The following is a 26,085-nucleotide window of genomic DNA, read 5'->3' as shown; positions in this document are numbered from 1 at the left end:
GCTACGGCTCCGCCCGCCCTTCCACATTCCGGGCCTCGCACGGAACGCCGTGTTCCAGACTGATACGGTCCCGCTCTGCCGGACCACCGGAACATCTGTCCCCGCTGTCCCACGCGTTACCGAGAGGTTGAGCCGATGACGGACCCCGCCGCCGTGGAACGGGACGCCGCCGAGGCCGCCTCGGCCTTCTCCCATCCGGCCGTCGCGCCGGACTCGACGGCTTCGTACGGTGAACACCCCGACCATGTCGTCGAGTTCTACGCCCCGCGTGATGCGGGACGGGGGCCGGCCCCACTGGTGGTGCTCCTGCACGGCGGGGCGTGGCGGGCCCCGTACGACCGCCGACACGTCACCCCGCTCGCGGACTTCCTGGCCAGGCAGGGTTTCGCCGTAGCCAATGTCGAGTACCGGCGCGGGAGTTCCCTGCCGCACCAGGGCGCCGGGGGGCCGGTCGCCGGCCGCTGGCCGGAGACCTTCGACGACGTGGCCGCCGCGATGGACGCCCTCCCGGGCCTCACGGCGACGGCCCTCCCGCAGGCCGATGTCCGCCGAGTGGTCGTCACCGGCCACTCCGCGGGCGGCCACCTCGCCCTGTGGGCCGCCGCCCGCCACGTGCTCCCGTCCGACTCCCCGTGGCGGCTGCCCTCCCCGCCGGAACTGCGCGGCGTGGTGGCGTTGGCCCCGATCGCGGACTTCGTGGTGGCGGAGGAACTGGGCGTGTGCGGCGGAGCCTCGGCCCAGCTGCTCGGCGGGGACCCGCACTTCACGGCCCGCCTGCCGTACGCGGACCCGGCGGCGCTGCTGCCGACGGGCATCGCCACGGCGGTGGTGCAGGGGCGGGAGGACATCGTCGTCCCGGCGGCGGTGGCGGAGTCGTACGTGGCGGCGGCCGCGAAGGCGGGGGAGACGGTCGGGCTGACCCTGCTGGACGGGATCGGTCACTTCCCGCTGATCGACCCGGCCGCGGACGCGTGCGCGGTGGTGGCGGAGGAGATCTCCCAGCTGGCCTGGTAGGACCACGGGCCGCACCGGCCTCCCGCGCACCGCCCCTGCGGCGTCCCGGGCCCGATCGGGGTCAGTCCCACTGCTCGTCGGCGAGCGAGGCGACCGGCTGCGGCTTGCCGATGACCGCGAGGGCGATGAAGAAGTTGATCTGACCGATCGCGATGGTGAGGGTGGCCAGCGCCTTCTCGTCGTAGTGCTTCGCCACCTCGGCGTACAGCTCGTCCGAAACCCGCTCCCTGCCGTGCGGGGCGGGCTGGAGGGTGGCTTCCACCAGGGCGAGCGCTGCCCGCTCGGCGTGGTTGAAGTAGGGCGCGTCCTGCCACGAGGAGACGGCGGTGATGCGCTCCTCGGACTCCCCGGCCTTGCGCAGGAACGCGGTGTTCAGGATGGTCAGGTAGGTGTTCCCGACGATCTGCCCGGCGCGCAGGTGCACGAGGCTCATCGTGGCGCGCGGCACGGAGCGGTTGCCCGTGGCCCGGAAGAGGGCGGCGCTGATGTCGGCGAGCTCGGGGACGAATTCACCGGGGTTGGGCATCCGGGAGATGTGGGTCTTCGTCATGGCTGCTGCTCTCCTTCTGGCCACCGGTCTGGCGGCCACACAGCACTGACGTTTCGGATCGCGGGAGTGTGACAGGAATCCGGGAAGATCTTCCGGGGATCTTCCTTCCGGCGATCTCCGGATGCCTCCGGATGCCTCCGGATACCTCTGGATACCTTTGGAACGGTGTCTTCCACCGGGCGGCTTTGCCGGCATCACGGCATGGGAGCGGGGGCCCGGCAGGCGCCGGTACGGGAGAGCAGGGACCGGTTACTCGTGCGGCGGTTCATGGAGCCGCCGCGGGACGCCGTGTTGAACGACCGGTACGTCCGGGTCCTGCAAGGGTTCCGGTTCTGGGGCGGTCTGGGGATCGCGCTCTTCCTGAGGGCGCCCGCCCTGATGCGGCACGAGGGCGACTGGATCGCACGTTGGGCACTGGACGGCCTGGTCAAGCTGCTGATCACGCCGGTGCTGCTGCTGGCCGGCGTGCCGCTCGTGGTCGGCGTCTTCATCGCCTGCGCCAGGCCCGTGCGGCGGACGCGGATGAGGGCGAAACTGCGCGGGCCGCTGATCGCGGTGGCCGCCTTCCTCGGGCACATCGTGCCGGCCGCCGGCGGGGTGGTCGGCATGCTCCTGGTCGTCTCCACCTACGGAGTGGGCTCCGCGTGGTCGGTCCTGGCCCTCCTGGGGTGCGTCGTCGTCGCGGGCCGGGGCGCCGCCTTCGTCTGGTTCGCCGTGCCCGCGATATCCCGGCACATGTTCCGCACGGTGGAGGTCCACCAGGCGCTCCCGGCCCTGCTGACGGTCGTCCTGGCCTGGGAGCTGGTGATCCAGGGCTCCTTGTTCTCGGCGAGCGGCCCCTCCGACCACCCGTGGCTGCCCGTCGGCGGCGCGCTCGCCACCACGGCCGTCGCCGTCTTCGAGATCCACCGCCTGGCCACCCGCCACGGCATCAGGCTGCGGGGGTAGGGCCGGGTCCCGCGCCCGCGGATGCGCCGACGGGGGCGGGCGCGCGGTGTGCGCGGCCCGCCCCCGTCGGGGGTGCCGTCTAGAGGAACGAGTTGATCTCGATCGTCTCGGTGCGGCCCGGGCCGACGCCGATCGCGGAGATCGGGGCGCCCGACATCTCCTCCAGCGCCTTCACGTACGCCTGCGCGTTCTTCGGCAGGTCGGAGAAGGTCTTGGCCTTGGTGATGTCCTCGGACCAGCCGGGCAGGTTTTCGTAGATCGGCTTAGCGTGGTGGAAGTCCGTCTGCGAGTACGGGAGCTCCTCGACGCGCTTGCCGTCGATCTCGTACGCGACGCAGACCGGGATCTCCTCCCAGCCGGTCAGCACGTCCAGCTTGGTGAGGAAGAAGTCCGTCAGGCCGTTGACGCGGGTCGCGTAGCGCGCGATCGGGGCGTCGAACCAGCCGCAGCGGCGGTCACGGCCGGTGGTCACACCGCGCTCGCCACCGATGCGGCGCAGGTCCTCGCCGTCCTGGTCGAACAGCTCGGTCGGGAACGGGCCGGCGCCGACGCGGGTCGTGTAGGCCTTCAGGATGCCGATGACGCGGCTGATCTTCGTCGGGCCGACACCGGTACCGGTGCAGGCGCCGCCCGCGGTCGGGTTCGAGGAGGTGACGAAGGGGTACGTGCCGTGGTCGACGTCGAGCAGGGTGCCCTGGCCGCCCTCGAAGAGCACGACCTTGTCCTCGTCCAGCGCGTTGTTGAGGATCAGGGTGGTGTCGGCGACGTAGCCCTTGATCTGGTCCGCGTACTGGAGCATCTCCTCGACGATCGCGGCGGACTCGATGGCGCGGCGGTTGTACAGCTTCGCGAGGAGCTGGTTCTTGCCCTCCAGAGCCGCTTCGACCTTCTGGGTGAGGATCGACTCGTCGTAGAGGTCCTGGACGCGGATGCCGACGCGGTTGATCTTGTCCGCGTAGGTCGGACCGATGCCGCGGCCGGTCGTACCGATCTTGCGCTTGCCGAGGAAGCGCTCGCCGACCTTGTCGAGGGTGACGTTGTACGGCGTGATCAGGTGCGCGTTGCCGCTGATGAGCAGCTTGGAGGTGTCGATGCCGCGCTCGTTCAGGCCGCGCAGCTCGGAGAGCAGGACGGCCGGGTCGACGACGACACCGTTACCGATGACCGGGGTGCATCCGGGGGAGAGGATGCCGGAAGGGAGAAGGTGCAGCGCGTACTTCTGGTCACCCACGACGACCGTGTGGCCGGCGTTGTTGCCACCCTGGTAGCGCACTACATAGTCAACGGATCCACCGAGCAGGTCGGTGGCCTTTCCCTTGCCCTCGTCACCCCACTGAGCTCCGAGCAGCACAAGAGCGGGCACAGGCGTACACCTCTTCCGGATGGGGCATGTCCAAGGTCAGGGGGCGTACGACGATGTACACCGCAGGCTGAGCCGTCGGACCGGTACCCCGGAATAGACGAAGGCCCTGGCGCAATAGCGCAAGGGCCTCTTGCACAAAGATGCTACCCGAGGAAGGACCGAGGTGTCGGCTCCAGAGCCCACCATGAGCCACGCGGGCGCGCCGGTAGGCGGCCTGCTCGTGCTCGTCGACCCGGTCGCCCGCCGTCTTGACGGCGAGTCCGTGCGGATCGCGAAAGATGTGTTGTCAGCGGGCGCGGCGGCGAAGATCTGCCTCCCCGACTCTCGGGAGGAGTTCGCGCGGGCTCTTGCCCGCCGGGGTCAAAGGCGGCCGGTGATCGTGGGCGACGACCGGGCTCTGGTGCGGGCCGTCGGGCTGCTGCACCGGGAGCGGGCGCTGTCGGGCGGGGTGGTCTCCCTGATTCCCGTGGGGCCCGTGGGGTCCCTGGTGCTGGCGAGATCGCTCGGCGTGCCGCTTTCGGCCGTTTCCGCGGCGCGGGCGGTCCTGGACGGCGTGGTCCGGCTCTGCGACCTGCTGGTCGACGACAGCGACGGGGTGGTGCTGGGCGACCTGAGGATCGCCTCGCCCGAGCGGTCGGGGGCCCGTCCGGCGGCCCCGTCGGTGTGGAACGCGTACCGCTCGCTCGTACGGACCCTGGTGCGCCCGCCCGTGGGCGGCGGGCTGCGCGTGGAGGCGGACGGGGTGCTGCTGGCGGACCTGGACGAGCCGGTGCTCGACGTGTCGGTGGTGGCGCGGGAGGGCTTGGCGGAGGTGGTGGTCCGGGCCGGATCGGGATCCGGTGTCGGGGGCGGTGGCACGGGCGGGCCGCGGGTGGCCCGGGTGCGGTCGGTGACGGTGTCGGGGCCGGACTTCCGCTATCGGGCGGACCAGGCCGTGACCGGCCCGGTCAGGCGCCGCACGTGGACGCTGCGGCCGGACGCGTGGGGGCTGACGGTGCCGCGCCGGCGGTGACCGGCCCGCGGGGGCCGCTCCCGGCCCCGGGTGGGGTCGGGGGGCCGGGGCTGCCCGGGGTCAGGTGCCCGGGGTCAGATGCGCCGGGGTCAGGTGCTCTGGGTCAGGGGCTCGGGTTCAGCGTGGCGCGGTGGGTGCGCCAGCGGTCCAGCAGGCCGAGGAGTTCCTTCTGCATGAACTCGAAGAACTCCGCCGTCTCCGCGACCCTCGCCCCCGCCGCGGAGTCGGCGCCCAGGCTCGCCGCGCCCTCGCGCAGGGTCTTCTCCCACAGGGTCAGGACCTGGTCGCGCCGGGTGAAGGTCTCGTACCAGAGCTCGTTGTGCAGCACGTACCGGTCCCGGCGGGAGCCGGGCTCGCGCTCGCGGCTGACCATGTTGACCTGGGTCAGGTAGGAGACGGCCCCCGACACCGCCGCTGGGCTGATCCGCAGCGCTTCGCCCAGCTCGGCCGAGGTCATCGCGCCGCCGTCGCTCGCCAGCAGTTGCGCGAAGACGCGCGCGGCCATCCGCTGCATGCCCGCGTCGGTCAGCTGCGCCGCGAACCGCTCCACGAAGCGGGAGACCGCTTCCTCGTCCCGTGCCGCCGGTACCGCCGTCTCTTCCGTCATCTCTTCCGCCACCCTCCAAACTTTATACGATTCGTTAAGTTCACAATTTTGTGAAAGTCGCGTACGTTCGGAAGTATGACGAAGGCCATCAGGGTCGCCGGACTCCACAAAGCGTTCGGCCGCACCCACGCACTGGACGGACTCGACCTCGCGGTCACCACCGGGGAGGTCCACGGCTTCCTCGGCCCCAACGGCGCCGGCAAGTCCACCACCATCCGGGTCCTGCTGGGCCTGCTGCGCGCCGACTCCGGCACCGCCGAACTCCTCGGCGGGGACCCCTGGGCCGACGCCGTCGCCCTCCACCGCCGCGTCGCCTACGTCCCCGGGGACGTCACGCTGTGGCGCAACCTCTCGGGCGGCGAGGTCATCGACCTGTACGGGCGCCTCCGCGGCGGCCTCGACCGGGCCCGCCGCGCCGAGCTCACGGAGCGGTTCGAGCTCGACCCCACGAAGAAGGGGCGCACGTACTCCAAGGGCAACCGGCAGAAGGTCGCCCTGGTCGCCGCCTTCGCCTCCGACGCCGAACTGCTCATCCTCGACGAGCCCACCTCCGGCCTCGACCCGCTCATGGAGGAGGTCTTCCAGGGTTGCGTCGCCGAGGCGCGCGCCGCCGGGCGCACGATCCTGCTCAGCTCGCACCTCCTCAGCGAGGTCGAGGCCCTCTGCGACCGGGTCAGCATCATCCGCGCGGGCCGCACGGTGGAAACCGGCACCCTCGCCGAACTGCGCCACCTCACCCGTACGTCGATCAGCGCCGAGCTGGCCGGCCCGCCGAACGGCCTCGCGCACCTGCCGGGCGTCCACGACGTCGAGGTACGGGGGCTGAAGGTCCGCCTCCAGGCCGACACCGACAAGCTGGACGCCGTACTGCGGTCCCTCACCGCCTCCGGGGTGCGGTCGCTCATCTCGACGCCGCCCACCCTCGAAGAACTCTTCCTGCGGCACTACACCCAGAGCACGGAAGAAGCGGCGCGATGAGGAACGACCGGCTGGCCGGGACCGGAACCCTGCTGAGGCTCGCCCTGCGCCGCGACCGCGTGATGGTGCCGGTCTGGGTGCTGGGCACCACGCTGCTGGTGGCGAGCATGCCCGGCGCGCTGGGGAGCGTGTACTCCACCGCCGCCGAACGCGCCGCGGCCGCCGCCTCGATGAACGCCAACAGCTCGATGCGCGCCCTGTACGGGCCCGTCTTCAGCGACTCCCTCGGCGGCCTGACCGCCTGGCGCACCGGCGTCTACGGTGCGGTCCTCGCGGCCGCCATGAGCCTGGTGATCGTGGTCCGGCACACCCGCGAGGAGGAGGAGACGGGCCGTCAGGAGCTGCTCTCCGCGGCGATGGTGGGGCGGCGGGCCCCGCTGACCGCGGCCCTGCTCACCGCGCTCGTCGCCAACACCTGCGTGGCCCTGCTCGTCACGCTCGCGCTCGCCGGGCAGGGCGCGGGTGGCGCGCTCGCCCTCGGGGCGGCCCTCGCCGGCACCGGGATGCTCTTCGCGGGCACGGCCGCCGTCGCCGCCCAGCTGACCGGGAGCGCCCGCGCCGCGAAGGGGCTCGCGGCCGCCGTGCTGGGCGCCGCCTTCGTGCTGAAGGCGGCGGGCGACGCGGGTACGGCGGGCGGTACCTCGCCGCTGACCTGGCTCTCGCCGCTCGGCTGGGTGGAGAACGTACGGGCCTTCGCCCCGACCCGCTGGTGGGTGCTCGCGCTGCTCGCCGCGGCCGGCATGGCGCAGGCGGGCGCGGCCTACGCCCTGGCGGGCCGGCGCGACCTGGGCATGGGCTTCCTCCCGGCCCGGCCCGGGCCGGCCGAGGGGCGGTTGGGCACGGCGGGCGCGCTGGCCTGGCGGCTCCAGCGCGGCAGCGTCATCGGCTGGAGCTCGGGCTTCCTGATTGCCGGGGTCGTCTTCGGCGGGATGGCGGACGGCGCGGCCGACCTGGTCGGCGGCAACGAGAAGACCCGGGAGATCATCGAGCGGATGGGCGGGCAGAGCGGGCTCACCGACGCCTTCCTCGCCACGATGGCGGGCATGTTCGGGCTGATCGCCGCCCTGTACATCGTCGCCTCGGTGCTGCGCCTGAGCGGCGAGGAGTCGGGGCAGCGCGCCGAACCGCTGCTGGCGAACGCGGTCGGCCGACTGCGCTGGGCCGGCGGCCACCTGGTCGTGGCCTTCGGCGGATCGGCGCTGATCCTGCTGCTGGCGGGGCTCGGCCTGGGCATCGGGCACGGTCAGGACCTGCCCGGGACGATCGGCGCCACCCTCGCGCAGCTCCCGGCGGTCTGGGTGATCGGAGCACTCGCGGCGCTGTTGTACGGCGCGGCCCCCCAGTACGCCGTCGCCGCCTGGGCGGCAGCCGGGACCGCGCTCGCGCTGGGCTGGATCGGTCCCGCGCTGAACCTCCCCCAGTCGGTCCTGGACCTCTCGCCCTTCGCCCACCTGCCGAAACTCCCGGGCGCCTCATCCCTGGCCTGGGTCCCGCTGCTGACCCTGACGGCCCTGGCCGTCGCCCTGACGGCCGCCGGCCTCACGGCCCTGCGCCGCCGGGACCTCCTGGCCTAGGGGCATCGCCGGACGGTCAGAACTCGACCAGCAACCGCTCCAGCCCCCGGATGACGTACCCGTCCCGCCACCGCGGCTCCTCGACGAGCCGCAGTGGCGGGACACCGTCCGCCAGCAGCGCCCCGAACGAGGCCTCCAGCTCCCGGCGCGCGAGCGGCGCCCCCAGGCAGTAGTGGATCCCGGCCCCGAAACTCAGGTGCGGATTGTCGGCCCGTACGAGGTCCAGCACGTCGGGGTCGGCGAACCGTGCGGGATCCCGGTTCGCGGAGCCGAAGAGCAGCGCGACCTCGGCCCCGCGGGGGATGACGGTGTCCCCGATCCGGATCTCGTCGAGCACCCAGCGTTCGAACATCTGCAGGGGAGTGTCGTAGCGCATGAGTTCATCCACAGCTGTGGACAACTTTTCGGGATTCCGCCTGAGGTCCGCCAACTGGGCCGGATTGCGGAACAGCGCCCACCACCCGTTGACGGTCGTGTTGACCGTCGCCTCGTGGCCGGCGTTCAGCAGGAGCACGCAGGTGGAGATCATCTCCTGCTCGCTGAGCCGGCCCTCGTCATCGTGGGCGGCGATCAGTCCGGAGATCAAATCCTCCCCGGGGTGCGCCCGCCGTTCGGCGATCAGGCCCCGCAGGTAGGAGCTGAACTCCACGCTCGCCCGCACCGCCCGCCGAGCCGTCTCCTCGTCGGGCCGGAGCTCGAACATCCCGCAGATCTCCGCCGACCAGGGCCGCAGCAGCCCCCGGTCCGCCTCCGGAATCCCCAGCAGCTCCGCGATCACGGCCACCGGCAGCGGCTCGGCGACGGCGGTGAGCAGATCCCCGCCCCCGTCCGCGAGCAGCCGCCCCACCAGCCCCTCGGCGAGGCCCCGCACGGCGGGCACGAGCCGCTCCACCGTGCGCGGGGTGAAGGCCTTCGCCACGAGCCTGCGCACCCGCGCGTGCGCGGGATCCTCCAGGTCCAGCAGACCGTTGCCGTTGAGCACGTGGAAGGGCTCGTGCTCAGCCGGCGGGGCCTGGCGGCCGAACTCCTCGTGCGAGAACCGGTGCAGATAGGTCCGCCCCAGCCGCCGGTCCCGCAGCAGCGCACTCACGTCCTCGTAGTGCGGCACCAGCCACTGCCCCGTGGCCTCCCACCACAGGGCCCGCCCCTGCTCCCGCAACTCCCGGTACGCCGGATAAGGATCGGCGACGAACCCCGCGTCCCACGGATCAAAGCCCATCCCCGCACCCTACGACGGGGTGACCAGTCGGGTCTCGTAGGCGAACACCGCCGCCTGGGTGCGGTCACGCAGTCCCAGCTTCACCAGGATCCGGCTCACATGGGTCTTGATCGTCGACTCGGCGACCACGAGTCGGTCGGCTATCTCCGCGTTGGACAGCCCCTGAGCGATCAGCACCAGCACCTCCGTCTCCCGATCCGTCAACTCCCCGACCCCCGCCGGATCGGTGAACCTGCGCACCTCCGAGAGCTTCGAGAACTCCGCTATCAGCCGCTTGGTCACCGACGGCGCCAACAAGGCCTCCCCGGCCGCCACGACCCGTACCCCGTCAGCCAGCTGACGGGCCGACGCGTCCTTGAGCAGGAACCCGGAGGCCCCGGCCCTGAGCGCCTGGTACACGTACTCGTCGAGGTCGAAGGTCGTCAGGACCAACACCTTCGCGTCGGCCGCTCCCGGTGTCGCGGAGGCGGCCACGATCTCCCGTGTCGCCTCCAGCCCGTTCATCTCCGGCATCCGGATGTCCATCAGGACCACGTCCGGCCGGAGCGCCGCCACCTGCGCGACGGCCTGCCGGCCGTCGACGGCCTCGCCGACGACCTCGATGCCCTCCATGGCGTTGAGCAGGACGGAGAACCCCTCGCGCACCATCATCTGGTCGTCGACGATCAGCACCCTGATCGTCATGCCGGCCCCTCTTCGGGCGCCGTCGCCGGGGCCGGAGCCGGACGGCTAGGCACGGGTATGAACACCGCCACCTCGAACCCCCCTGCGGCCGTCGGACCGACCGTCATCTCCCCCTCCAGCATGGCCACCCGTTCCCGCATCCCGGTGATCCCGTGGCCCGCCCCGGGTGAAGGCCGCACATCCCCGGTCGGCGCCTCGTTGACGATCCGTATCCCCAGCCCGCCCAATACGTAGCTGACCTCCACCGAGGCCACCGCGCCCGGTGCGTGCCGCAGCGTGTTGCTCAGGGCCTCCTGGATGATCCGGTACGCCGACAGCTCCACCCCCTGCGGCAGCTCCCGCACCGCACCCGTCACCGTCTTCTCCACGCTCAGCCCGGCCTCCCGAACATTGGCCAGCAGCCCGTCCAGCGAGGCCAGCGTCGGCTGCGGGGCGTCCGGCGCCTCGTAGTCCGCGGAGCGCACCACACCCAGCACCCGCCGCAGCTCCGTCAGGGCTGCCACCGCGTTCTCCCTGATGGTGACGAACGCCGCCTCCAGCTCCGGCGGCGGGTTCTTCACCCGGTACGGTGCGGCCTCCGCCTGGATCGCCACCACCGACATGTGGTGGGCCACCACGTCGTGCAGTTCTCGCGCGATCGTCGTCCGCTCCTCCAGCAGCGTCCGCTTGTCCCGCTCGACCGCCGTGACCTCCTGCTGCGCGCTCACTTCCGCCCTGGCGTGCCGGCGTATCTGGATGCTGCTCGCGATCACCAGGGCGAAGGCCGAGGTCACCGCCATCTCGGGCAGGTTCGTCCCGTACCCGTACCCGTAGCCGTTCCTGAACACCACCGAGAGGGCGAAGCCGAGCGCGAGGGTCAGCGTCCACATCCAGGCCGCCACCCGGGGCCCCGTCCGCAGGGTGACGAGGACCATCACCGCGATGTACGCGAGGAAGCTGCCGGGGGTCCACGGCCAGCTCTGGTCACTGCCGAGGGCGGCGAACACCAACGTCAGCGCGACGGCCGCCCACCAAGCGGCCACCGGCCGGATCAGCGTCATGAGGACCGGGGCCGCGGCCATCATCCCCATGAGCAGCTCGCCGGCATCCCCGAGGTAGCTCGACTGCGAGCCCGCTGTGAACACGACGACGAAGAGGGCCAGTGCCCCCACCATCGCGTACCGCGTCCACGGGTAGTGCGCGCGTATCGCCTTGGGAAGGCGCCGCACGAACCGCCCGGGCGTCTCCTGGAGCGGCAGCGGCCGGTAGGCGAAGGCGTTGGTGACGAGGTCCTGGCGCAGGGTCTCGATCACCCCCGATGCCAGTCGGAACTCGGGTGTCCGGGCTGTCCCCCCGGTGGTCGTCTCGGTCATAACAGAACCGTAGGTCCGCGGCCCCGTAGCCCGCGTCGCCGCAGATGGGGATTTCCCGGCGTCCCTCTCAAGTACTACCCGGGGCAGATCAGTAGCCCGTTGGACGGATCAGACCCGTCTCGTACGCGAAGACCGCCGCCTGCGTGCGGTCCCGCAGGCCCAGCTTCACCAGGATCCGGCCCACATGGGTCTTCACCGTCTGCTCCGCCACGGTCAGGTGCTCCGCGATCTCCGCATTGGACAGGCCCTGGGCGACGAGCGAGAGCACCTCCGTTTCCCGGCCGGTCAGCTCGTCGATACGGGCCCGCGACGGCGCGCGCGGCGCCCCCAACCGGGAGAACTCGGTGATCAGCCGCTTCGTGATGTTCGGCGACAGCAGCGCCTCACCGGCCGCGACCACCCGCACCGCCTCCGCGAGCTGGTCCGCCGACGCGTCCTTGAGCAGGAAGCCGGAGGCCCCGGCCCGCAGTGCCTCGTACACGTACTCGTCGAGATCGAAGGTGGTCAGCACGAGCACCTTCACCTCGGAGCCCGGGGCGCCGGTGATGAGGGAGGTGGCCTCGATGCCACCCATCCCCGGCATGCGGATGTCCATCAGGACCACGTCCGGCGCCATTTCGGCGACCTTCGCCACGGCATCGGCCCCGTCCACGGCCTGGCCGACCACCTCTATGTCGGGCTGGGCGTTGAGGAGCACGGTGAAGCCCTGCCGGACCATCATCTGGTCGTCGGCGATCATCACCTTGATCGGGGTGGTCATGAGTTCCTCTTCGGCTCGGGGGAGGAGCCACCGGGCGGGGCCGGTGCGTCCATCGGCAGTACGGCGGTCACCTCGTACCCGCCTTCCGGGCGCGGGCCGGCGGCCAGTTCGCCCCCCAGCATGCCCGCCCGCTCCCGCATCCCCAGCAGCCCGTGCCCCGCACCGTGCGAGGGCGGGACCGGCCGGGTCGGCACGGAGTTGGCGACGCACAAGTGCAGCTCGCGAGGCCCGTACGCGATACCGACCTCCACTCGCGAACCGGGCGCGTGACGCAGGCAGTTGCTCAGTGCCTCCTGCACGATGCGGTACGCGGTCAGTTCCACGCCCGGAGTCAACGCCCTGCGGACACCGGCCACTTCGACGGTTACGTCGAGCCCGGCCCCCCGCACGTTGTCCACGAGGCCGTCCAACTCGGCGAGGGTGGGCTGCGGATGATGCGGGTTCGCCAGATCGTCCGGCTGCTCGGAGCGCAGCACGCCCAGCACCCGGCGCAGCTCCGTCAGGGCCTCCAGCGCGTTCTCCCGTATGCCCGCCAGGTTCTCCTTGAGCTCCTCGGACGGGTTCTCCACGAGGTGCGGGGCTACCTGCGCCTGGATGGAGATGACGGACATGTGGTGCGCGACCACGTCGTGCAGTTCGCGCGCGATCCGGCTGCGCTCCTCCAGGAGGGTGCGCCGGGCCCGCTCCTCCTCGGTGAGGGTCTCCTGCTGGACCAGCTCGCCGCGGGCCAGGCGCAGGGCGCGCAGCGCGTAGCCGAGGAGGCCGACGAACCCGAAGAGGAGAGCGGTACTCGGGATCGTGGTCGCGCTGTGCTCCGGCTTGAAGGCCAGCTCGGCGAGCCCGGTGAGGGCCAGCGAGATGCCGGTGACCCAGACGGTCACCCGGGCCGGCACCCTGAGGGCGACCAGCAGCACCAGCGGGGCGAAAGCGAACATCCCACCCGGCATCCAGGGCCAGGTCTGCCCCTGCCCGACCTGGTCGTGGATCAACCAGGCGATGAGGCCTGCGGAGAGCAGCCCGAGCCACCACGCCGCCATCGGGCGGAACATCGCGAGGGCTATGGAGACGCCCGTCGTGATCGCGAGCACCTGCGGTGGACCGCCCGTGACGTGGTAGTGGTCCTGAAGCTGCTCCGTGGTGAGGAAGCCGAAGAACAACGCCAGGTAGACGACCAGCACATGGGGCAGCCGGGCCAGCCAGCGAGGCCGGGACAGCGGGGGAAGCGGATCCCGGCGCAGGGTGGACAGTTCGGTCGCCACCGTCAGCAACCCCGACGAACCATCCCCCTGGGCACCGCCGTTGATGTCTCCCCGGGCGTTGCCGGGCTGCGGACGGTCGGTCGGAGGCGCGGGCTGTCGGATCACACCGGCCAGCCTAGACATGAGCGACTCCCTTCCCGGGGGAATGAGCACGCGGGGCCCGGTGCCCACGGGCGGCGCCGACGCCCCGCCCCGCCCGCGAGGGCCCGGCGGGCCGGGAGGGCCGGAAAGGGCCGGAGGCCGGGGGGCCGGAGGCCGGGACCGTACGGTCCGAGCCCCGCCGGAGGCGTGCGCCCTGTTCGTAGCTGCGGAACGCGGCCCAGCAGAGCGTCAGCGCCGCGGCGAACACCGGCAGCCACAGCAGGCGGACCGCTATCCAGCCCGGCGACCCGGGCACCGTGTGCAACCCGGGCAGATCGGCGGACACGAGCAGCCCGAGGGAGGTGACCGCCATCATGGCCGTCTGGTGCCACAGGAAGACCGTCATCGCGGAGAGGTTCACCAGGGCCACCTTCGCCCACGCGGCGGGCCGCCGCATGGCCCGTGCCAGCGGCTCGCGCACGAGCAGCGCCAGCCCGCACTGGGCCAGGCCGAAGGAGACCGCGGCGAGCGTCGGCGGGTTCAGATTCGAGACGGCGGCCCCGGGGACACCGACCATGGACGCCGGATACCCGCCCCAGAGGACCAGCGCGGCAGTGGCCACGGTTCCCCCACCCAGGAGCAGGGCCGGCGTGCGTCGGCCGGCCAACGAGCCGGAGGCCCAGGCGGCGCCCAGGGTGTACGGGACGAGCCAGCCGGCGCCCACGTTCACCCAGCCGACCCACTCGGGCCCGCCGAACCCGAACCGCCACACGTCCACCCCCGCCACCACGGCCGACGGCCACACCGGGCTGAGTCGCGCCACCAGCGGCGTCGCCGCCGTGAGCGCGGCGAACACCAGCAGGAACCACAGCGGCGACAGGACCAGCCTGAGCAGCGTCCGCACGGTGCCCAGCTCCACACCGCCGATCAGCATGCCCGCCGCGACCAGGGCCCACAGCACGAGCACGGCCGCGACCGGACGGAAGAGCCTCCCCAGCCGCTGCCCCACCCACGTGCGGTACGAGGACCCGTGGGCCCGCGCCGATACGTAACCCTTGGCCGCGACATGACCGCCGACCAGGAAGAAGACGGCCAGGGTCTGGAACACCCAGGACAGCGGCGCCAGCCGGGGCATGTGCGCCAGCGGACTGGTGGTGCTCAACCCGCCGTCGGCGGTGGTCAGCGCGGTGACGAGCCAGTGTCCGAAGACCACGCCCAGGATCGCGACGGCCCGCAGCGCGTCCACGCTCCGGTCCCGCTCGGCGGGGGTGCCCGCATCGATCCCGGCGGCCAGAACGGCCCATCGGGCGCGGAGCTCACGCATGGCGGTCCTCCGAGACGGTGGTGGGCGCGGGGGTGCCGGTGCCGGGGGCGCCGGCAACGGAGTCGGCGGCGCCGAGGACGATCGTGGCCAGGCTGTCGAGGGACCGGGTGCCGGGCCTCAGGTAGTCGCTGTGCCCGCCGGTACCGGCGGCGAACGCCCTGGCTCCGAAGGCGGGGTCGACGGGATCGGCACCGAAGCCGATCCCGCCGAGCCGCACGTGCGGGACGTCGGCGATCCAGTCCCCGGCGCCGCGCCCGGCCCACACGCGGGCGCCCGTCGGCAGCTCGTCGGCGGACGCGGCTCCCGTGCCCGGGCTGCCGAACAGTGCCATGTCGGTGACCGCGGGCCCGGTCGGCGTACGGGCGCAGACCACGGATCCGTACGAATGGCAGAGCAGCGAGAGCCGTGAGCCGGGCGCGGTCATGCCGGTCAACCGGTCCAGGAAGGGGCCCAGTTCGGATGCTGCCTCGTCCGCGCGGTCGGCGGTCAGGACGGTCGTGCTGACCGTGCCGGGGGTGTCGTACCCGAGCCAGGCCACCACGGCGGAGCGCGGATGCTCGGCCTGGAGGCGCTGCTGGAGGGCGACGGCCCCGGCACGGAACCTTTGGTAGGTGTCCAGGGTCGTATCGGAGCCGGGCACCAGAACGGCGATCCGGTCGGCGGTCTCCAACTCCCCGAGCACCTCGACGGCCCGCCCCCTGCCACGGCCGTCGAAGGCGAGGAACCGGGCCGTGCCGGCCGCCTCCATGGCGCGGAGCTTGGCGGCCCGGCCCGTCCGGCCGGCCTCCTCGGCCATCCGGGCCGCCTCGGCGAGGCCGGCGCTGTTGGCCGCGTACCGGCTGTGCGGTGTGGCGTCCTCGGCGAATGTCGCGGGCGGGGGAGCGGGAACCTCCACGGAGGCCGCGGCGGAGACCGGGAATATGACGGCCGCGGCGACGAGGGCGGCCATCAGGGTGCGACGCGCGCGGCCGCCATTGCCGCCCGTCGTGCCGGTCCTTCGCGTCGTTCCCGTCGTCCGCGCCGCCGCCATGGTGTCTTCCTTCGGTCCGGAAGAGCCCTCTGCGCTCTTCTCTTGATCCGAAGTTAGAAATCAGGATCCGTCGTCGGCGTCACGCTGGGGAGCCGTGTTCGCACGTAGCTCTCAGGTATGACGAGGGATACCTGAGAGCTCCAACACCACTGCGTGGGAAGGATGTTCGCGCTGACTCAAACGCCGTCCGGGTCGGCCGGGTCGGCCGGGTCGGCCGGGTCGGCGGGATCGGGCGACTGGGCCACGGCGTCCAGGGCCGCCGAGAGGCGTTCCAGCACCCGGGCCGTTTCCGCGAAGGCGGCTTCGCCCAGTTCGGCTTGCAGGCGGCCGGCCAGGGAGGCGTGGCCCGGGTCGATGCGGGCGATCGCCGCGTGGCCGGCTTCCGTCGGGCGGAGCAGTTTCGCCCGGCGGTGGGCCGGGTTCGGGACGTACTCCGCCAGGCCCTTCGCGGCCAACAGGTCCGCGATGCGCTGGACGCTCTGCCGGGTGATGCCCATCTCGCGGGCGATGCCCGCCACCGGGAGGGGTTCGCGCAGCACCGCGCCCAGCACCTGCCACCAGGCCGCGGTCAGCCCGGCCGGTCGGGCCAGTTCCTCCGAGACGGAGAGGAACTGGCCGTTCAGCCGGAACACCCCGAGTGCGGTGCGGCTCAGCAGGTCCTGGCGGGCCCGCGGGGATCCGGGCCCGGGCTCGGGTGTGGATGCGGGCCCGGGCGTCGCTGCGGGCTCGGACACGGACTCAGGCTCGGACGCGGACACGGACGCGGACTCAGGCTCGGGCTCAGGCTCGGGCTCAGGCATCGCCCGACTCCGCGGCCGCCATCAGTACGGGGAACGCGCTCTCGTCCGAGTCGTGGAAGAGCCGGTACCACGCGTCCAGCACGTCCGGCTTGTACACGTCCAGGCGCGCGAACACCTCCCGTGCGAACGCCACCGGTTCCGTCGGGCCCGCCGTGATCAGGTCCCCGTCCGTGACCGCGTCGGCCTCGACGTAGCGCTCGGCGCCGCCGTACCCCGGCTGCGGGACCAGGTAGAAGGAGGCCGCGCTCGTGTGGGCCCGACCGTCCAGTACCCCCGCCCGCGCGAGCCCGGCGGTGGCCCCGCAGATCGCCGCGACCGGGACCCCGGCGGCCAGGAACTCCGCCGCCTTCGCCGCGAACGGCGCCAGCTCGTCGCCCGTGTCCCACAGGGAGGCTCCGGTGAGGATCAGCAGCGAGGAGTCCTGCGGCCGCAGCTCGGACAGCGACAGGTCCGGAAGGATCCGCATGCCCCCCATGGTGGTCACCGGCTGCCCGGCGGCCGGGCCGACCGTGCGGATCCGGTGGCCGCGCTGGGTGAGGTGAGCGGTGGTGTGACCGGTCTCCCAGTCCGCGTACGTGTCGTAGACCGCGAGGTGGACCGGCTTCCGCCCGGCTTCGTGCTCGCGTCCACGCCCGGCTTCGTGCCCGGCCTCATGCCCGGCCCCGTGCCCGGCTTCGTGCGCGGATTCGTGTCGGGAGTCGTGCGTCGTCTCGTTCATGTTCTTCGCCTCCGGTGAGGTGGGAGAGGTGCGAGAGATGTGAGAAGCGGCCGAGCGTCGATACGACAGCATTCTGTCGTATCGACAGGATGCTGTCAATGAAGCGATCCGGCAGCCCGGCGCAGACAGACTGCCGAGACCCGCCCCCCACCCCCATACAGTCCGCCGATATCCCTCCCCACCTGCACACTTCTAGCGTGACGACATGACCCCTCATCCCGCTCCGCACACCCTTGCCGAAGTCAAGGACGCCGACCGGAAGCACGTCTTCCACTCCTGGTCTGCCCAGGCCCTGATCGACCCGCTCGCCGTCGCCGGGGCCGAGGGGTCGTACTTCTGGGACTACGACGGCAACCGCTTCCTCGACTTCTCCTCCCAGCTGGTCAACACCAACATCGGCCACCAGCACCCCAAGGTCGTCGCCGCGATCCAGGAGCAGGCCGCCCGCCTCTGCACCCTGGCCCCCGGCTTCGCCGTGGACGTCCGTTCCGAGGCCGCACGCCTCATCGCCGAGCGGACCCCCGGCGACCTCGACAAGATCTTCTTCACCAACGGCGGTGCCGAGGCCGTCGAGAACGCCGTCCGCATGGCCCGCCTGCACACCGGGCGCGCCAAGGTGCTCTCCACCTACCGCTCGTACCACGGCGCCACCGCCGCCGCGATCAACCTCACCGGCGACCCGCGCCGCTGGCCCTCCGACACGGCCGCCGCCGGCGTCGTGCACTTCTGGGGCCCCTTCCTCTACCGCTCGCCCTTCCACGCCACCACCGAGGCGGAGGAGTGCGAGCGCGCCCTCGCCCACCTCGCCGACACCATCGCCTTCGAGGGCCCCGGGACCATCGCCGCGATCATCCTGGAGAGCGTGCCCGGCACCGCCGGCATCATGACCCCGCCTCCCGGCTACCTCGCGGGCGTGCGCGAGCTGTGCGACCGCCACGGCATCGTCTTCATCCTGGACGAGGTCATGGCCGGCTTCGGCCGCACCGGCAAGTGGTTCGCCGCCGAGCACTGGGACGTCACCCCCGACCTGCTCACCTTCGCCAAGGGCGTCAACAGCGGCTACGTGCCGCTCGGCGGCGTCGCGATCTCCGCCGCCATCGCCGAGACCTTCGCCACACGCCCCTACCCGGGCGGACTGACGTACTCCGGTCACCCGCTGGCCTGCGCCGCCGCCGTGGCCACCATCAACACGATGGAGGAGGAGGGCGTCGTCGAGCACGCCGCCCACCTCGGCGAGAACGTGATCGGCCCCGCGCTCGCCGAGATCGCCGAGCGGCACCCGTCCGTCGGCGAGGTCCGCGGGCTCGGCACCTTCTGGGCGCTGGAGCTCGTACGGGACAAGGAGACGCGCGAGCCGCTCGTCCCGTACAACGCGGCCGGGGCGGACAACGCGCCCATGGCCGAATTCGCCGCGGCCTGCAAGGCCTCCGGCCTGTGGCCGTTCGTCAACATGAACCGCACCCACGTCGTTCCCCCGTGCAACATCTCGGAGGCGGAGGCGAAGGAAGGCCTGGCCATCCTCGACGAGGCGCTGACGGTCGCGGACCGGCACACCACGTCGGCGACGTCCGCGTAGCGGGCGGCGGTGGGTGGTGGATCCGCATATCGACCGCCCACCGATCGGTTTCGGCCGGGCTGTCTGGCCTAAGGTGTCCGGAGTTCTACTACAGGAGACGGACCCTTATGCCAGGCAGCGGAGCTGTCACCCGCAACACACTTCGCCAGCAGATCGCGGACGCGCTGCGTGACGAGGTGCTCGCGGGACGCCTGCCGCCGGGGACCGAGTTCACCGTCAAGCAGATCGCCGAGCAGTACGAGGTCTCCGCGACCCCGGTCCGCGAGGCGCTGGTGGACCTCTCGGCGCAGGGGCTGCTCGAACTGGTCCAGCACCGCGGTTTCCGCGTACGGGTCTTCTCCGTGGACGACTTCCGGGGAATGATCGAGGCCCGCTCGCTGGTCGTGGACGGGATATTCCGCCGGCTCGCCGAGCGGGGTGCCGCGCCCGGCTGCGGCGAGAAGCTGGTGTCGGTGCGTCGCCGGGCCGAGGAGGCGCAGAAGGCGGCGCGCAGCGGTTCACTCGAAGTGCTGATCGGCTATGACCTGCGCTTCTGGCGGGAACTGAGCGCATTGGTCGGCAACGCCTACATCTCCGATTTCCTGCACCGGCTCCGGGTCCAGTGCTGGGTCTTCGCCGTGCCGCACCTCCAGCGCGATCCGAAGCTGCGGGACGCCCTGTGGGGCGGGCACACCGACCTCGTGGACGCGGTGACGCTGGCGGACGCCGACGAGGTGCGCCGCATCGTGCACGCCTACAACCAGCACGGGCTGGACTGGGCCGCGGGGCTCCAGCGGAGTCCGAGCGGGGTCTGAGCGGGGTCTGAGCCGGGCCTGAGCCGGGTCTTGGCGGGTCTGAGGGGGCCTTGGTTCGCCGAGGTTCTCCGCACCCCTTCGCGGAGTGTGTTCGGCGCATTACTCTGGCCCGATCGGCGGCAACGACTGATCGGAGCCCGCGTGGCCTGTGACCTGTGGCTGGTCCCCCTTGTCGACGTGCTGTGCCACAGCCCCGACAACCCCTTCGCGGAAGAGATCGCCTCCTACGACAAGGCGCTGGGAGAGGCCGGACTGCCGTCCGTGCCGGTGTTCGCGTACATGCCCGGCCTGAGCGGGGACGTGGCCCCGGTCGCGGGCTTCGACTACGACGCCCTGCATTTCCTGAGGCGGGCGTACCTGCTCCAGCTCTGCGGGCTGCCGGTGACCCCGGTGGACGAGCTGGGCGGGGACTACGAGCAGCTCCTGGAGATGTTCGAGCCCACGGCGCAGCAGTCGCACCTGGTCTGGCACTACGACCACGCGGGGGCGTACGTCCCGGTGGACTTCGCGGCGCCGCTGGCCAACGAGGAGCTGTTGGCGGGGGGCGGGCCGCTGGGGTCCGCGCAGGGGCTGCTGCGGGAGCTGGTCTTCGTGGCCCCGGCCATCGGGATAGATCCGGGGAACCCGCCGGCGGCGCCGGCGCCGCCGGGGCGGCCGACGTCGTTGGAGGAGCCGGCGGGGCCGATTCCTCACGACGACAGTCCGTTCGCGCGGGAGCGGCATGTGTGGCTGGGGTTGCACGCGGCGGCCACGCGGAGCCTTGGGCAGGGGTCGATGATCATCTTCAGCTGAGGCCGGCCGATCCCCGTGGGTGGGGGCGGGGTGGGGTGGGTGCGGGTTCCGCTGCGCGGAGCTGGTCCCCGCCCCGCCCTTTCTCCGTTTCCCGGGACTCCGCCCCGGACCCCGGTCCTCAAGCGCCGGACGGGCTGAAGGGGCCGGGACTCCGCCCCGGACCCCGGTCCTCAAGCGCCGGACGGGCTGAAGGGGCCGGGACTCCGCCCCGGACCCCGGTCCTCGACTGCCGGGCGGGCCGAAGGGGCCGGGACTCCGCCCCGGACCCCGGTCCTCAAGCGCCGGACGGGCCGAAGGGGCGGAGCCCGGTCCTCGAACGTCCGACGGGCCGGGAAGGACCGGGGCAGGGGTTCAGCGGGGTTGTTCCGGGGGGCGCTGGCGGGGCATGTTCGGGCGGGTGCCCGGGGGGAGGGGGAAGCGGGCCGGGGGGATGTACGCGTCCGGGCGGGAGCCGCCCGCGCCCAGTGACTGCATCACCAGCGGCGCCGGGCCCGAGCTGAACTCCACCATCCACTCCGCGGTCTCCGACCGCACCAGCTCCGTCACGTCCTCCGAGAACCGCCGCAGGACGGTGAGGCAACGCTCCGCCGCCTCGCTCGCCGTGCCCTCCGTCGGGCCGAGCACCTCGCGCACGTTCTCCGAGGCCCAGTCGAACTGGAGGGTCTGCAGACGCCGCTGCACGGCCTGCGCGGTGGCGACGTCCCGCATCCAGCCCGAGGTCAGCCCGAAGAACCGGTCGCAGGCCAGGCAGGCCGCGCCCAGCAGCAGCGCCAGGAAGCCGTACGAGGACGCGCCCGGCGCCGAGCCGGTCAGCTCCAGCAGCGGCATCGCGGCGCCCGTGATCGCGCCGGCGGCCGCGCCGACGCGCATCACCCGCGCACCGCGGCGCTTCCACGCCCGGTCGGACAGGTACCACTCGGCGGTGCGCAGCGCGTCGGCCTCGACCCGCCGGTAGAGCTCGTCCAGCCGCTCCGCGGGCTCGCCCCAGTCCCCCAGGGGGAAGGGCCGACCGGTGAGATCGCCCGCCGCCATCGGTCCGCCGCCTTCCTCCCGGGGATCCCGGGGTGGCCCCTCGGGCTGCATCTCCGGCTGGCTCACCCGGCACTCCCTCTGCCTGCGCTGACGTGTGGTGGTGCGCGTGTGCGCAATGGTGCGCATGCTCTTCCTACCTTCGATTGACGCGCGGTGGGCGCCGAATCCCGCGATTTCCGCCCACAAGGAGGGCTCCATCAGGTACGCGTGCGCCCCGTCTCTCACTCGAAAGAGTTGGTCCTCACGGCGTAGGGCGCGGCGCCCGGGGAGCACGTAGGCTCGGATTGACCAAGCGTCCCGACGGTATGGAGTGAGTTACCTGTGATTCCCGGTGGTGGCCAGCCCAACATGCAGCAGCTGCTCCAGCAGGCCCAGAAGATGCAGCAGGACCTCGCCGCGGCCCAGGAGGAGCTGGCGCAGGCCGAGGTCGAGGGCCAGGCCGGAGGCGGTCTCGTCAAGGCGACCGTGACCGGCTCCGGCGAGCTGCGCGCCCTGGTGATCGACCCGAAGGCCGTCGACCCGGACGACACCGAAACCCTCGCCGACCTGGTGGTGGCGGCGGTCCAGGCGGCCAACGAGAATGCGCAGGCGCTGCAGCAGCAGAAGCTGGGCCCCCTCGCCCAGGGTCTGGGCGGCGGCGGCATCCCCGGCCTCCCGTTCTAGCACCGAGCAGTACCGAACCGAGCAGTACCGAACCGAGCAGTACCGAACCGAGCAGCACAGACCATCACAGAGGAAAGAAGGCAGTCCGTTGTACGAAGGCGTGGTCCAGGACCTGATCGACGAACTGGGCAGGCTGCCCGGCGTCGGGCCCAAGAGCGCGCAGCGGATCGCCTTCCACATCCTTCAGGCCGAGCCCACCGACGTCCGCCGCCTCGCGCACGCGCTGCTGGAGGTCAAGGAGAAGGTCCGGTTCTGCGTGGTGTGCGGGAACGTGGCGCAGGAGGAGCGGTGCAACATCTGCCGCGATCCGCGCCGCGACACCACGGTCATCTGTGTCGTGGAGGAGCCGAAGGACGTCGTCGCGATCGAGCGGACCCGCGAGTTCCGGGGCAAGTACCACGTCCTCGGCGGCGCGATCAGCCCGATCGAGGGCGTCGGCCCCGACGACCTGCGGATCCGTGAGCTGCTGGCGCGACTGGCGGACGGCGAGGTGACCGAGCTGATCCTGGCCACCGACCCGAACCTGGAGGGCGAGGCGACCGCCACCTACCTCGCCCGCATGATCAAGCCCATGGGCCTGAAGGTCACCCGCCTGGCCAGCGGGCTCCCCGTCGGGGGAGATCTGGAGTACGCGGACGAGGTCACGCTCGGGCGGGCCTTTGAAGGAAGGCGACTTCTCGATGTCTGACGCAACGCTGCACGCCCTGGGACAGGATCCGGACGACTTCGCGGCCTCGATCGCGGACCAGATCGAGTCCTTCATCGTCGCGGTCACCGAGGTGGCCAAGGGCGAGGACCCGGACAGCGCCGTGCCCTTCCTCCTCCTGGAGGTCTCCCAGCTGCTGCTGGCGGGCGGCCGGCTGGGCGCGTACCAGGACGTGCTGCCCGAGGAACGCTACGAGCCCGACCTCGGCCCGGAGCCGGACGTGGACGAGCTGCGCGAGCGGTTCGCGATCATGCTGGAGCCGGTGGACGTCTACTCCGAGGTCTTCGACCCGTACGAGCCGCGCAAGGCCCCGGTGGCGCACCGGATCTCCGACGACCTGGCCGACGTGGTCGCCGACCTGCGGCACGGGCTCATCCACCACCAGTCGGGCCGGATCACCGAGGCGCTGTGGTGGTGGCAGTTCTCGTACTTCACCAACTGGGGTCCGACGGCCTCGGCCACCCTGCGCGCCCTCCAGTCGCTGATCGCGCACGTACGGCTCGACCAGCCCCTCGCCGCCCTGGACGGCCTGGACACGGACGAGGACCTGGCCGAGGACGACCTGGCGGAGCAGGCCGGACAGGTCATGGCCGAGGAGCTGGGCGGTCTCGGCCGCAAGTAGCCGCGAGCCGCCGACCGCGACTGGCCGCAAGTCGCCGGCCGCGAACCGTCGGCCGCGAACCGCCGGCCGCGAATCGTGCTGCAGACGAGGGAACCCATCCTTTGGTCCTCTCGTCTCATGATGTGGTACGAGGCGGTCGGATCCCGGTCGCTCGTTAGACTGCACCAGCAATGAGACGGACTGAGCGAGGAGCGCACGTGGGCCTTGTCGTGCAGAAGTACGGAGGCTCCTCCGTAGCCGATGCCGAGGGCATCAAGCGCGTCGCCAAGCGGATCGTGGATGCCAAGAAGGACGGCCACCAAGTGGTCGTCGTGGTATCCGCGATGGGCGACACGACGGACGAGCTGATCGATCTCGCCGAGCAGGTATCCCCGATGCCGGCCGGGCGTGAATTCGACATGCTGCTGACCGCCGGAGAGCGGATCTCCATGGCCCTGCTGGCCATGGCGATCAAAAACCTGGGCCACGAAGCCCAGTCGTTCACCGGTAGCCAGGCAGGCGTCATCACCGACTCGGTCCACAACAAAGCGCGCATCATCGATGTCACGCCGGGCCGTATCCGCACCGCGCTCGACGAGGGCAACATCGCCATCGTCGCCGGTTTCCAGGGCGTGTCCGCGGACTCCAAGGACATCACCACCCTGGGCCGCGGCGGCTCGGACACCACCGCCGTGGCGCTCGCCGCGGCGCTGGACGCCGAGGTCTGCGAGATCTACACCGACGTCGACGGCGTCTTCACCGCGGACCCCCGCGTCGTGAAGAAGGCCAAGAAGATCGACTGGATCTCCTCCGAGGACATGCTGGAGCTCGCCGCCTCCGGTTCCAAGGTGCTGCTCCACCGCTGTGTCGAGTACGCACGCCGATACAACATCCCGATCCACGTCCGCTCGTCCTTCTCCGGACTGCGCGGCACCTGGGTCAGCAACGAACAGCCTCAAGGGGACGAGCAGGTGGAGCACGCCATCATCTCCGGAGTCGCTCACGACGTCTCCGAAGCCAAGATCACGGTCGTCGGCGTCCCGGACAAGCCGGGCGAGGCCGCGGCGATCTTCCGCGCCATCGCGGACGCCGAGATCAACATCGACATGATCGTGCAGAACGTGTCGGCGGCCTCGACGGGCCTCACCGACATCTCCTTCACGCTCCCCAAGGCCGAGGGCCACAAGGCCATCGACGCCCTGGAGAAGGCGAAGGGGCAGATCGGCTTCGACTCCCTGCGCTACGACGACCAGATCGGCAAGATCTCCCTGGTCGGCGCGGGCATGAAGACGAACCCGGGCGTCACCGCCTCCTTCTTCCAGGCGCTGTCCGACGCGGGCGTCAACATCGAGCTGATCTCGACCTCCGAGATCCGCATCTCGGTCGTGACCCGCCAGGACGACGTCAACGAGGCCGTCCGCGCCGTGCACACGGCCTTCGGCCTGGACTCCGACAGCGACGAAGCCGTCGTCTACGGAGGCACCGGACGATGACCTCCGCCCGGTCCTCCGGCCCGGCGCTCGCCGTGGTCGGGGCGACCGGAGCGGTCGGCACCGTCCTGCTCCAGATGCTGTCCCTGCGGGCGGACGTCTGGGGCGAGATCCGCCTGATCGCCTCCGCGCGTTCGGCCGGCCGCATGCTGGCCGTCCGCGCCGAGGAAACAGAGGTGTTCGCCCTCACCGAGGACGCCTTCGACGGCTTCGGCGTGGGCGACGTCGCCCTCTTCCTGACCCCGGCCGACGTCTCGGCCCGGTGGGCCCCCGTGGTCGCCGCGCGCGGCACCGTCGTCGTGGACCAGTCCGACGCCTTCCGGGAGGATCCCGAGGTGCCCTTGGTGGTGCCCGAGATCAACGCCCACGCCGCACGGATGCGACCGCGCGGGATCGTCGCCGCCCCGGACACCGTGACCGCCGCGATGATCGCCTCCCTCGGCGCGCTGCACGCCGAGTACGGCCTCGCCGAGCTGGCCGTCTCCACGTACCAGGCCGCCAGCGCCGCGGGCCGGGCCGGCACCGAGACGCTGCGCCGCCAGCTGTCGCTGGTCGCGGGCACCTCCCTGGGTGAGCAGCCCGGAGACGTACGCGCCGCCGTCGGCGAGGACACCGGCCCCTTCGCGGCGCCGCTCGCCCTCAACGTCGTGCCGTGGTCCGGTGAGCTGCGCGAGGACGGCTGGTCCTCGCACGAGCTGGCCGTACGGGCCCAGACCCGCCGGATCCTCCAGTTGGACCGGCTCCCGGTGGCGGTGACCTGCGTACAGGTGCCCGTGCTGACCGGGAATTCGCTGACGGTACGGGCCCGGTTCGAGAACGTGGTCGACGCCGTACACGCCCGGGAGATCCTGGACACCGCACCCGGCGTGGTGCTCGTCGACGATCCGGCGGCGGGGGAGTTCCCGACTCCGGCGGACGCCGCCGGGACGGATCCGGCCTGGGTGGGACGGGTACGGGCCTCGCTCGACGACCCGCACTCGCTGGAGTTCTTCGTGTGCGCGGACAACCTCCGCAAGGGCGCCGCTCTGAATGCCACTCAGATCGCGGAACTGATCACAGGTGAATTTGCGTAATTCGCTTTGTAGGATCGGATCTGATCCCTTGATCAAGGTGATGGCCCGACTGCCGTCTCGATAGGACGGGGCAATCGGGAAGAGC

The 26,085-nt window shown here is 71.9% G+C and carries 26 protein-coding genes; 13 read left to right on the top strand and 13 right to left on the bottom strand.

The window, feature by feature from the left end; translation table 11 throughout:
* Nucleotides 1–135 precede the first annotated feature (135 nt).
* The gene (locus tag ACIQ5Y_RS04250; protein WP_403874805.1) at nucleotides 136–1,014 is read left to right on the top strand and encodes an alpha/beta hydrolase family protein; all 879 of its coding nucleotides are present in this window, start codon (nucleotides 136–138) and stop codon (nucleotides 1,012–1,014) included.
* 61 nt (nucleotides 1,015–1,075) lie between these two features.
* On the opposite strand, the gene ACIQ5Y_RS04245 is transcribed toward ACIQ5Y_RS04250, so the two are convergent.
* Nucleotides 1,076–1,564, bottom strand: a complete 489-nt coding sequence (locus ACIQ5Y_RS04245; RefSeq protein ID WP_403874803.1) for a carboxymuconolactone decarboxylase family protein — start codon at nucleotides 1,562–1,564, stop codon at nucleotides 1,076–1,078.
* A 255-nt stretch (nucleotides 1,565–1,819) separates the two neighbouring features.
* Here ACIQ5Y_RS04245 and ACIQ5Y_RS04240 point away from each other — a divergent pair, with 255 nt between their 5' ends.
* Nucleotides 1,820–2,512 (top strand): hypothetical protein, encoded by a 693-nt coding sequence (locus ACIQ5Y_RS04240; RefSeq protein ID WP_403874801.1) that lies wholly within the window; start codon nucleotides 1,820–1,822, stop codon nucleotides 2,510–2,512.
* Between the two features lie 79 nt (nucleotides 2,513–2,591).
* Here the strand turns inward: ACIQ5Y_RS04240 and ACIQ5Y_RS04235 are convergent, their stop codons facing one another.
* The gene (locus tag ACIQ5Y_RS04235) at nucleotides 2,592–3,875 is read right to left on the bottom strand and encodes an adenylosuccinate synthase (RefSeq protein WP_403874799.1); all 1,284 of its coding nucleotides are present in this window, start codon (nucleotides 3,873–3,875) and stop codon (nucleotides 2,592–2,594) included.
* A gap of 184 nt (nucleotides 3,876–4,059) precedes the next feature.
* Between ACIQ5Y_RS04235 and ACIQ5Y_RS04230 the strand changes: the two genes are divergently transcribed.
* Nucleotides 4,060–4,887 (top strand): diacylglycerol kinase, encoded by an 828-nt coding sequence (locus ACIQ5Y_RS04230; protein ID WP_403875668.1) that lies wholly within the window; start codon nucleotides 4,060–4,062, stop codon nucleotides 4,885–4,887.
* 103 nt (nucleotides 4,888–4,990) lie between these two features.
* Here ACIQ5Y_RS04230 and ACIQ5Y_RS04225 read toward each other — a convergent pair whose 3' ends face one another.
* Nucleotides 4,991–5,494: a GbsR/MarR family transcriptional regulator gene (locus ACIQ5Y_RS04225; RefSeq protein ID WP_403875665.1), complete on the bottom strand. Its 504-nt coding sequence runs from the start codon at nucleotides 5,492–5,494 to the stop codon at nucleotides 4,991–4,993.
* 75 nt (nucleotides 5,495–5,569) lie between these two features.
* On the opposite strand from ACIQ5Y_RS04225, the gene ACIQ5Y_RS04220 reads away from it, so the two are divergent.
* Together ACIQ5Y_RS04220 and ACIQ5Y_RS04215 are read left to right on the top strand one after the other, a co-directional pair.
* A complete protein-coding gene (locus ACIQ5Y_RS04220) occupies nucleotides 5,570–6,472 on the top strand; it encodes an ATP-binding cassette domain-containing protein (RefSeq protein ID WP_403874797.1) in 903 nt (300 codons plus the stop codon).
* On the top strand, nucleotides 6,469–8,046 hold the full coding sequence (locus ACIQ5Y_RS04215; RefSeq protein ID WP_403874795.1) for an ABC transporter permease: 1,578 nt from the start codon (nucleotides 6,469–6,471) through the stop codon (nucleotides 8,044–8,046). The genes ACIQ5Y_RS04220 and ACIQ5Y_RS04215 overlap by 4 nt, the downstream gene beginning before the upstream one ends.
* Nucleotides 8,047–8,062: 16 nt before the next feature.
* Here ACIQ5Y_RS04215 and ACIQ5Y_RS04210 read toward each other — a convergent pair whose 3' ends face one another.
* From ACIQ5Y_RS04210 to ACIQ5Y_RS04170, 9 genes are all read right to left on the bottom strand, one after another.
* Nucleotides 8,063–9,265 carry a cytochrome P450 gene (locus ACIQ5Y_RS04210; protein WP_403874793.1) on the bottom strand — a complete coding sequence of 401 codons (1,203 nt, stop codon included), beginning with the start codon at nucleotides 9,263–9,265 and terminating at the stop codon, nucleotides 8,063–8,065.
* Nucleotides 9,266–9,274: 9 nt separating this feature from the next.
* Nucleotides 9,275–9,949 carry a response regulator gene (locus tag ACIQ5Y_RS04205; RefSeq protein ID WP_403874791.1) on the bottom strand — a complete coding sequence of 225 codons (675 nt, stop codon included), beginning with the start codon at nucleotides 9,947–9,949 and terminating at the stop codon, nucleotides 9,275–9,277.
* Nucleotides 9,946–11,301 (bottom strand): sensor histidine kinase, encoded by a 1,356-nt coding sequence (locus ACIQ5Y_RS04200; protein WP_403874789.1) that lies wholly within the window; start codon nucleotides 11,299–11,301, stop codon nucleotides 9,946–9,948. The genes ACIQ5Y_RS04205 and ACIQ5Y_RS04200 overlap by 4 nt, the downstream gene beginning before the upstream one ends.
* Nucleotides 11,302–11,389: 88 nt before the next feature.
* Nucleotides 11,390–12,061 (bottom strand): response regulator, encoded by a 672-nt coding sequence (locus ACIQ5Y_RS04195; RefSeq protein WP_403874787.1) that lies wholly within the window; start codon nucleotides 12,059–12,061, stop codon nucleotides 11,390–11,392.
* A complete protein-coding gene (locus tag ACIQ5Y_RS04190; RefSeq protein ID WP_403874785.1) occupies nucleotides 12,058–13,443 on the bottom strand; it encodes a sensor histidine kinase in 1,386 nt (461 codons plus the stop codon). The genes ACIQ5Y_RS04195 and ACIQ5Y_RS04190 overlap by 4 nt, the downstream gene beginning before the upstream one ends.
* Nucleotides 13,436–14,725: an acyltransferase gene (locus tag ACIQ5Y_RS04185; protein ID WP_403874783.1), complete on the bottom strand. Its 1,290-nt coding sequence runs from the start codon at nucleotides 14,723–14,725 to the stop codon at nucleotides 13,436–13,438. Before ACIQ5Y_RS04185 ends, ACIQ5Y_RS04190 begins: the two co-directional genes overlap by 8 nt.
* Nucleotides 14,718–15,755 (bottom strand): alpha/beta hydrolase, encoded by a 1,038-nt coding sequence (locus ACIQ5Y_RS04180; protein ID WP_403874782.1) that lies wholly within the window; start codon nucleotides 15,753–15,755, stop codon nucleotides 14,718–14,720. The genes ACIQ5Y_RS04185 and ACIQ5Y_RS04180 overlap by 8 nt, the downstream gene beginning before the upstream one ends.
* Before the next feature lie 176 nt (nucleotides 15,756–15,931).
* Nucleotides 15,932–16,411, bottom strand: a complete 480-nt coding sequence (locus tag ACIQ5Y_RS04175; protein ID WP_403875662.1) for a MarR family winged helix-turn-helix transcriptional regulator — start codon at nucleotides 16,409–16,411, stop codon at nucleotides 15,932–15,934.
* Between the two features lie 136 nt (nucleotides 16,412–16,547).
* Entirely contained in the window at nucleotides 16,548–17,273 is a 726-nt protein-coding gene (locus ACIQ5Y_RS04170; RefSeq protein ID WP_403874780.1) for a DJ-1/PfpI family protein, read from the bottom strand.
* A 205-nt stretch (nucleotides 17,274–17,478) separates the two neighbouring features.
* Here ACIQ5Y_RS04170 and ACIQ5Y_RS04165 point away from each other — a divergent pair, with 205 nt between their 5' ends.
* The 3 genes from ACIQ5Y_RS04165 to ACIQ5Y_RS04155 all read left to right on the top strand — a co-directional run bounded on the left by ACIQ5Y_RS04165 (nucleotide 17,479) and on the right by ACIQ5Y_RS04155 (nucleotide 20,435).
* Nucleotides 17,479–18,849 (top strand): aspartate aminotransferase family protein, encoded by a 1,371-nt coding sequence (locus ACIQ5Y_RS04165; RefSeq protein ID WP_403874778.1) that lies wholly within the window; start codon nucleotides 17,479–17,481, stop codon nucleotides 18,847–18,849.
* Between the two features lie 107 nt (nucleotides 18,850–18,956).
* A complete protein-coding gene (locus tag ACIQ5Y_RS04160; protein ID WP_403874777.1) occupies nucleotides 18,957–19,643 on the top strand; it encodes a GntR family transcriptional regulator in 687 nt (228 codons plus the stop codon).
* Between the two features lie 141 nt (nucleotides 19,644–19,784).
* Nucleotides 19,785–20,435 carry a hypothetical protein gene (locus tag ACIQ5Y_RS04155; protein WP_403874775.1) on the top strand — a complete coding sequence of 217 codons (651 nt, stop codon included), beginning with the start codon at nucleotides 19,785–19,787 and terminating at the stop codon, nucleotides 20,433–20,435.
* 351 nt (nucleotides 20,436–20,786) lie between these two features.
* Here ACIQ5Y_RS04155 and ACIQ5Y_RS04150 read toward each other — a convergent pair whose 3' ends face one another.
* Nucleotides 20,787–21,533, bottom strand: coding sequence for an SLATT domain-containing protein (locus ACIQ5Y_RS04150; protein ID WP_385126332.1), 747 nt, complete (start codon nucleotides 21,531–21,533; stop codon nucleotides 20,787–20,789).
* 255 nt (nucleotides 21,534–21,788) lie between these two features.
* On the opposite strand from ACIQ5Y_RS04150, the gene ACIQ5Y_RS04145 reads away from it, so the two are divergent.
* The 5 genes from ACIQ5Y_RS04145 (at nucleotide 21,789) to ACIQ5Y_RS04125 (ending at nucleotide 26,000) form a co-directional block, all read left to right on the top strand.
* A complete protein-coding gene (locus tag ACIQ5Y_RS04145; protein ID WP_376656600.1) occupies nucleotides 21,789–22,130 on the top strand; it encodes a YbaB/EbfC family nucleoid-associated protein in 342 nt (113 codons plus the stop codon).
* Between the two features lie 88 nt (nucleotides 22,131–22,218).
* A complete protein-coding gene (gene recR / locus ACIQ5Y_RS04140) occupies nucleotides 22,219–22,818 on the top strand; it encodes a recombination mediator RecR (RefSeq protein ID WP_403874772.1) in 600 nt (199 codons plus the stop codon).
* On the top strand, nucleotides 22,811–23,458 hold the full coding sequence (locus ACIQ5Y_RS04135) for a DUF5063 domain-containing protein (RefSeq protein WP_403874770.1): 648 nt from the start codon (nucleotides 22,811–22,813) through the stop codon (nucleotides 23,456–23,458). Before recR ends, ACIQ5Y_RS04135 begins: the two co-directional genes overlap by 8 nt.
* A gap of 197 nt (nucleotides 23,459–23,655) precedes the next feature.
* Entirely contained in the window at nucleotides 23,656–24,930 is a 1,275-nt protein-coding gene (locus ACIQ5Y_RS04130; protein WP_384753205.1) for an aspartate kinase, read from the top strand.
* A complete protein-coding gene (locus tag ACIQ5Y_RS04125; RefSeq protein ID WP_403874768.1) occupies nucleotides 24,927–26,000 on the top strand; it encodes an aspartate-semialdehyde dehydrogenase in 1,074 nt (357 codons plus the stop codon). The genes ACIQ5Y_RS04130 and ACIQ5Y_RS04125 overlap by 4 nt, the downstream gene beginning before the upstream one ends.
* The last annotated feature ends 85 nt before the right edge of the window (nucleotides 26,001–26,085 follow it).

Source organism: Streptomyces sp. NPDC096339 (genome assembly GCF_044762985.1).
Taxonomy (GTDB): Bacteria; Actinomycetota; Actinomycetes; order Streptomycetales; family Streptomycetaceae; genus Streptomyces.
This window is presented reverse-complemented; position numbering and strand designations above follow the sequence as displayed.

Excerpts from the sequence above, each read along its gene's own strand:
- ACIQ5Y_RS04250 (WP_403874805.1), top strand. The coding sequence starts at position 136 with ATGACGGACCCCGCCGCCGTGGAACGGGACGCCGCCGAGGCCGCCTCG.
- ACIQ5Y_RS04245 (WP_403874803.1), bottom strand. The coding sequence starts at position 1,564 with ATGACGAAGACCCACATCTCCCGGATGCCCAACCCCGGTGAATTCGTC.
- ACIQ5Y_RS04230 (WP_403875668.1), top strand. The coding sequence starts at position 4,060 with ATGAGCCACGCGGGCGCGCCGGTAGGCGGCCTGCTCGTGCTCGTCGAC.
- ACIQ5Y_RS04225 (WP_403875665.1), bottom strand. The coding sequence starts at position 5,494 with ATGACGGAAGAGACGGCGGTACCGGCGGCACGGGACGAGGAAGCGGTC.
- ACIQ5Y_RS04220 (WP_403874797.1), top strand. The coding sequence starts at position 5,570 with ATGACGAAGGCCATCAGGGTCGCCGGACTCCACAAAGCGTTCGGCCGC.
- ACIQ5Y_RS04215 (WP_403874795.1), top strand. The coding sequence starts at position 6,469 with ATGAGGAACGACCGGCTGGCCGGGACCGGAACCCTGCTGAGGCTCGCC.
- ACIQ5Y_RS04210 (WP_403874793.1), bottom strand. The coding sequence starts at position 9,265 with ATGGGCTTTGATCCGTGGGACGCGGGGTTCGTCGCCGATCCTTATCCG.
- ACIQ5Y_RS04205 (WP_403874791.1), bottom strand. The coding sequence starts at position 9,949 with ATGACGATCAGGGTGCTGATCGTCGACGACCAGATGATGGTGCGCGAG.
- ACIQ5Y_RS04200 (WP_403874789.1), bottom strand. The coding sequence starts at position 11,301 with ATGACCGAGACGACCACCGGGGGGACAGCCCGGACACCCGAGTTCCGA.
- ACIQ5Y_RS04195 (WP_403874787.1), bottom strand. The coding sequence starts at position 12,061 with ATGACCACCCCGATCAAGGTGATGATCGCCGACGACCAGATGATGGTC.
- ACIQ5Y_RS04190 (WP_403874785.1), bottom strand. The coding sequence starts at position 13,443 with ATGTCTAGGCTGGCCGGTGTGATCCGACAGCCCGCGCCTCCGACCGAC.
- ACIQ5Y_RS04185 (WP_403874783.1), bottom strand. The coding sequence starts at position 14,725 with ATGCGTGAGCTCCGCGCCCGATGGGCCGTTCTGGCCGCCGGGATCGAT.
- ACIQ5Y_RS04180 (WP_403874782.1), bottom strand. The coding sequence starts at position 15,755 with ATGGCGGCGGCGCGGACGACGGGAACGACGCGAAGGACCGGCACGACG.
- ACIQ5Y_RS04170 (WP_403874780.1), bottom strand. The coding sequence starts at position 17,273 with ATGAACGAGACGACGCACGACTCCCGACACGAATCCGCGCACGAAGCC.
- ACIQ5Y_RS04165 (WP_403874778.1), top strand. The coding sequence starts at position 17,479 with ATGACCCCTCATCCCGCTCCGCACACCCTTGCCGAAGTCAAGGACGCC.
- ACIQ5Y_RS04160 (WP_403874777.1), top strand. The coding sequence starts at position 18,957 with ATGCCAGGCAGCGGAGCTGTCACCCGCAACACACTTCGCCAGCAGATC.
- ACIQ5Y_RS04135 (WP_403874770.1), top strand. The coding sequence starts at position 22,811 with ATGTCTGACGCAACGCTGCACGCCCTGGGACAGGATCCGGACGACTTC.
- ACIQ5Y_RS04125 (WP_403874768.1), top strand. The coding sequence starts at position 24,927 with ATGACCTCCGCCCGGTCCTCCGGCCCGGCGCTCGCCGTGGTCGGGGCG.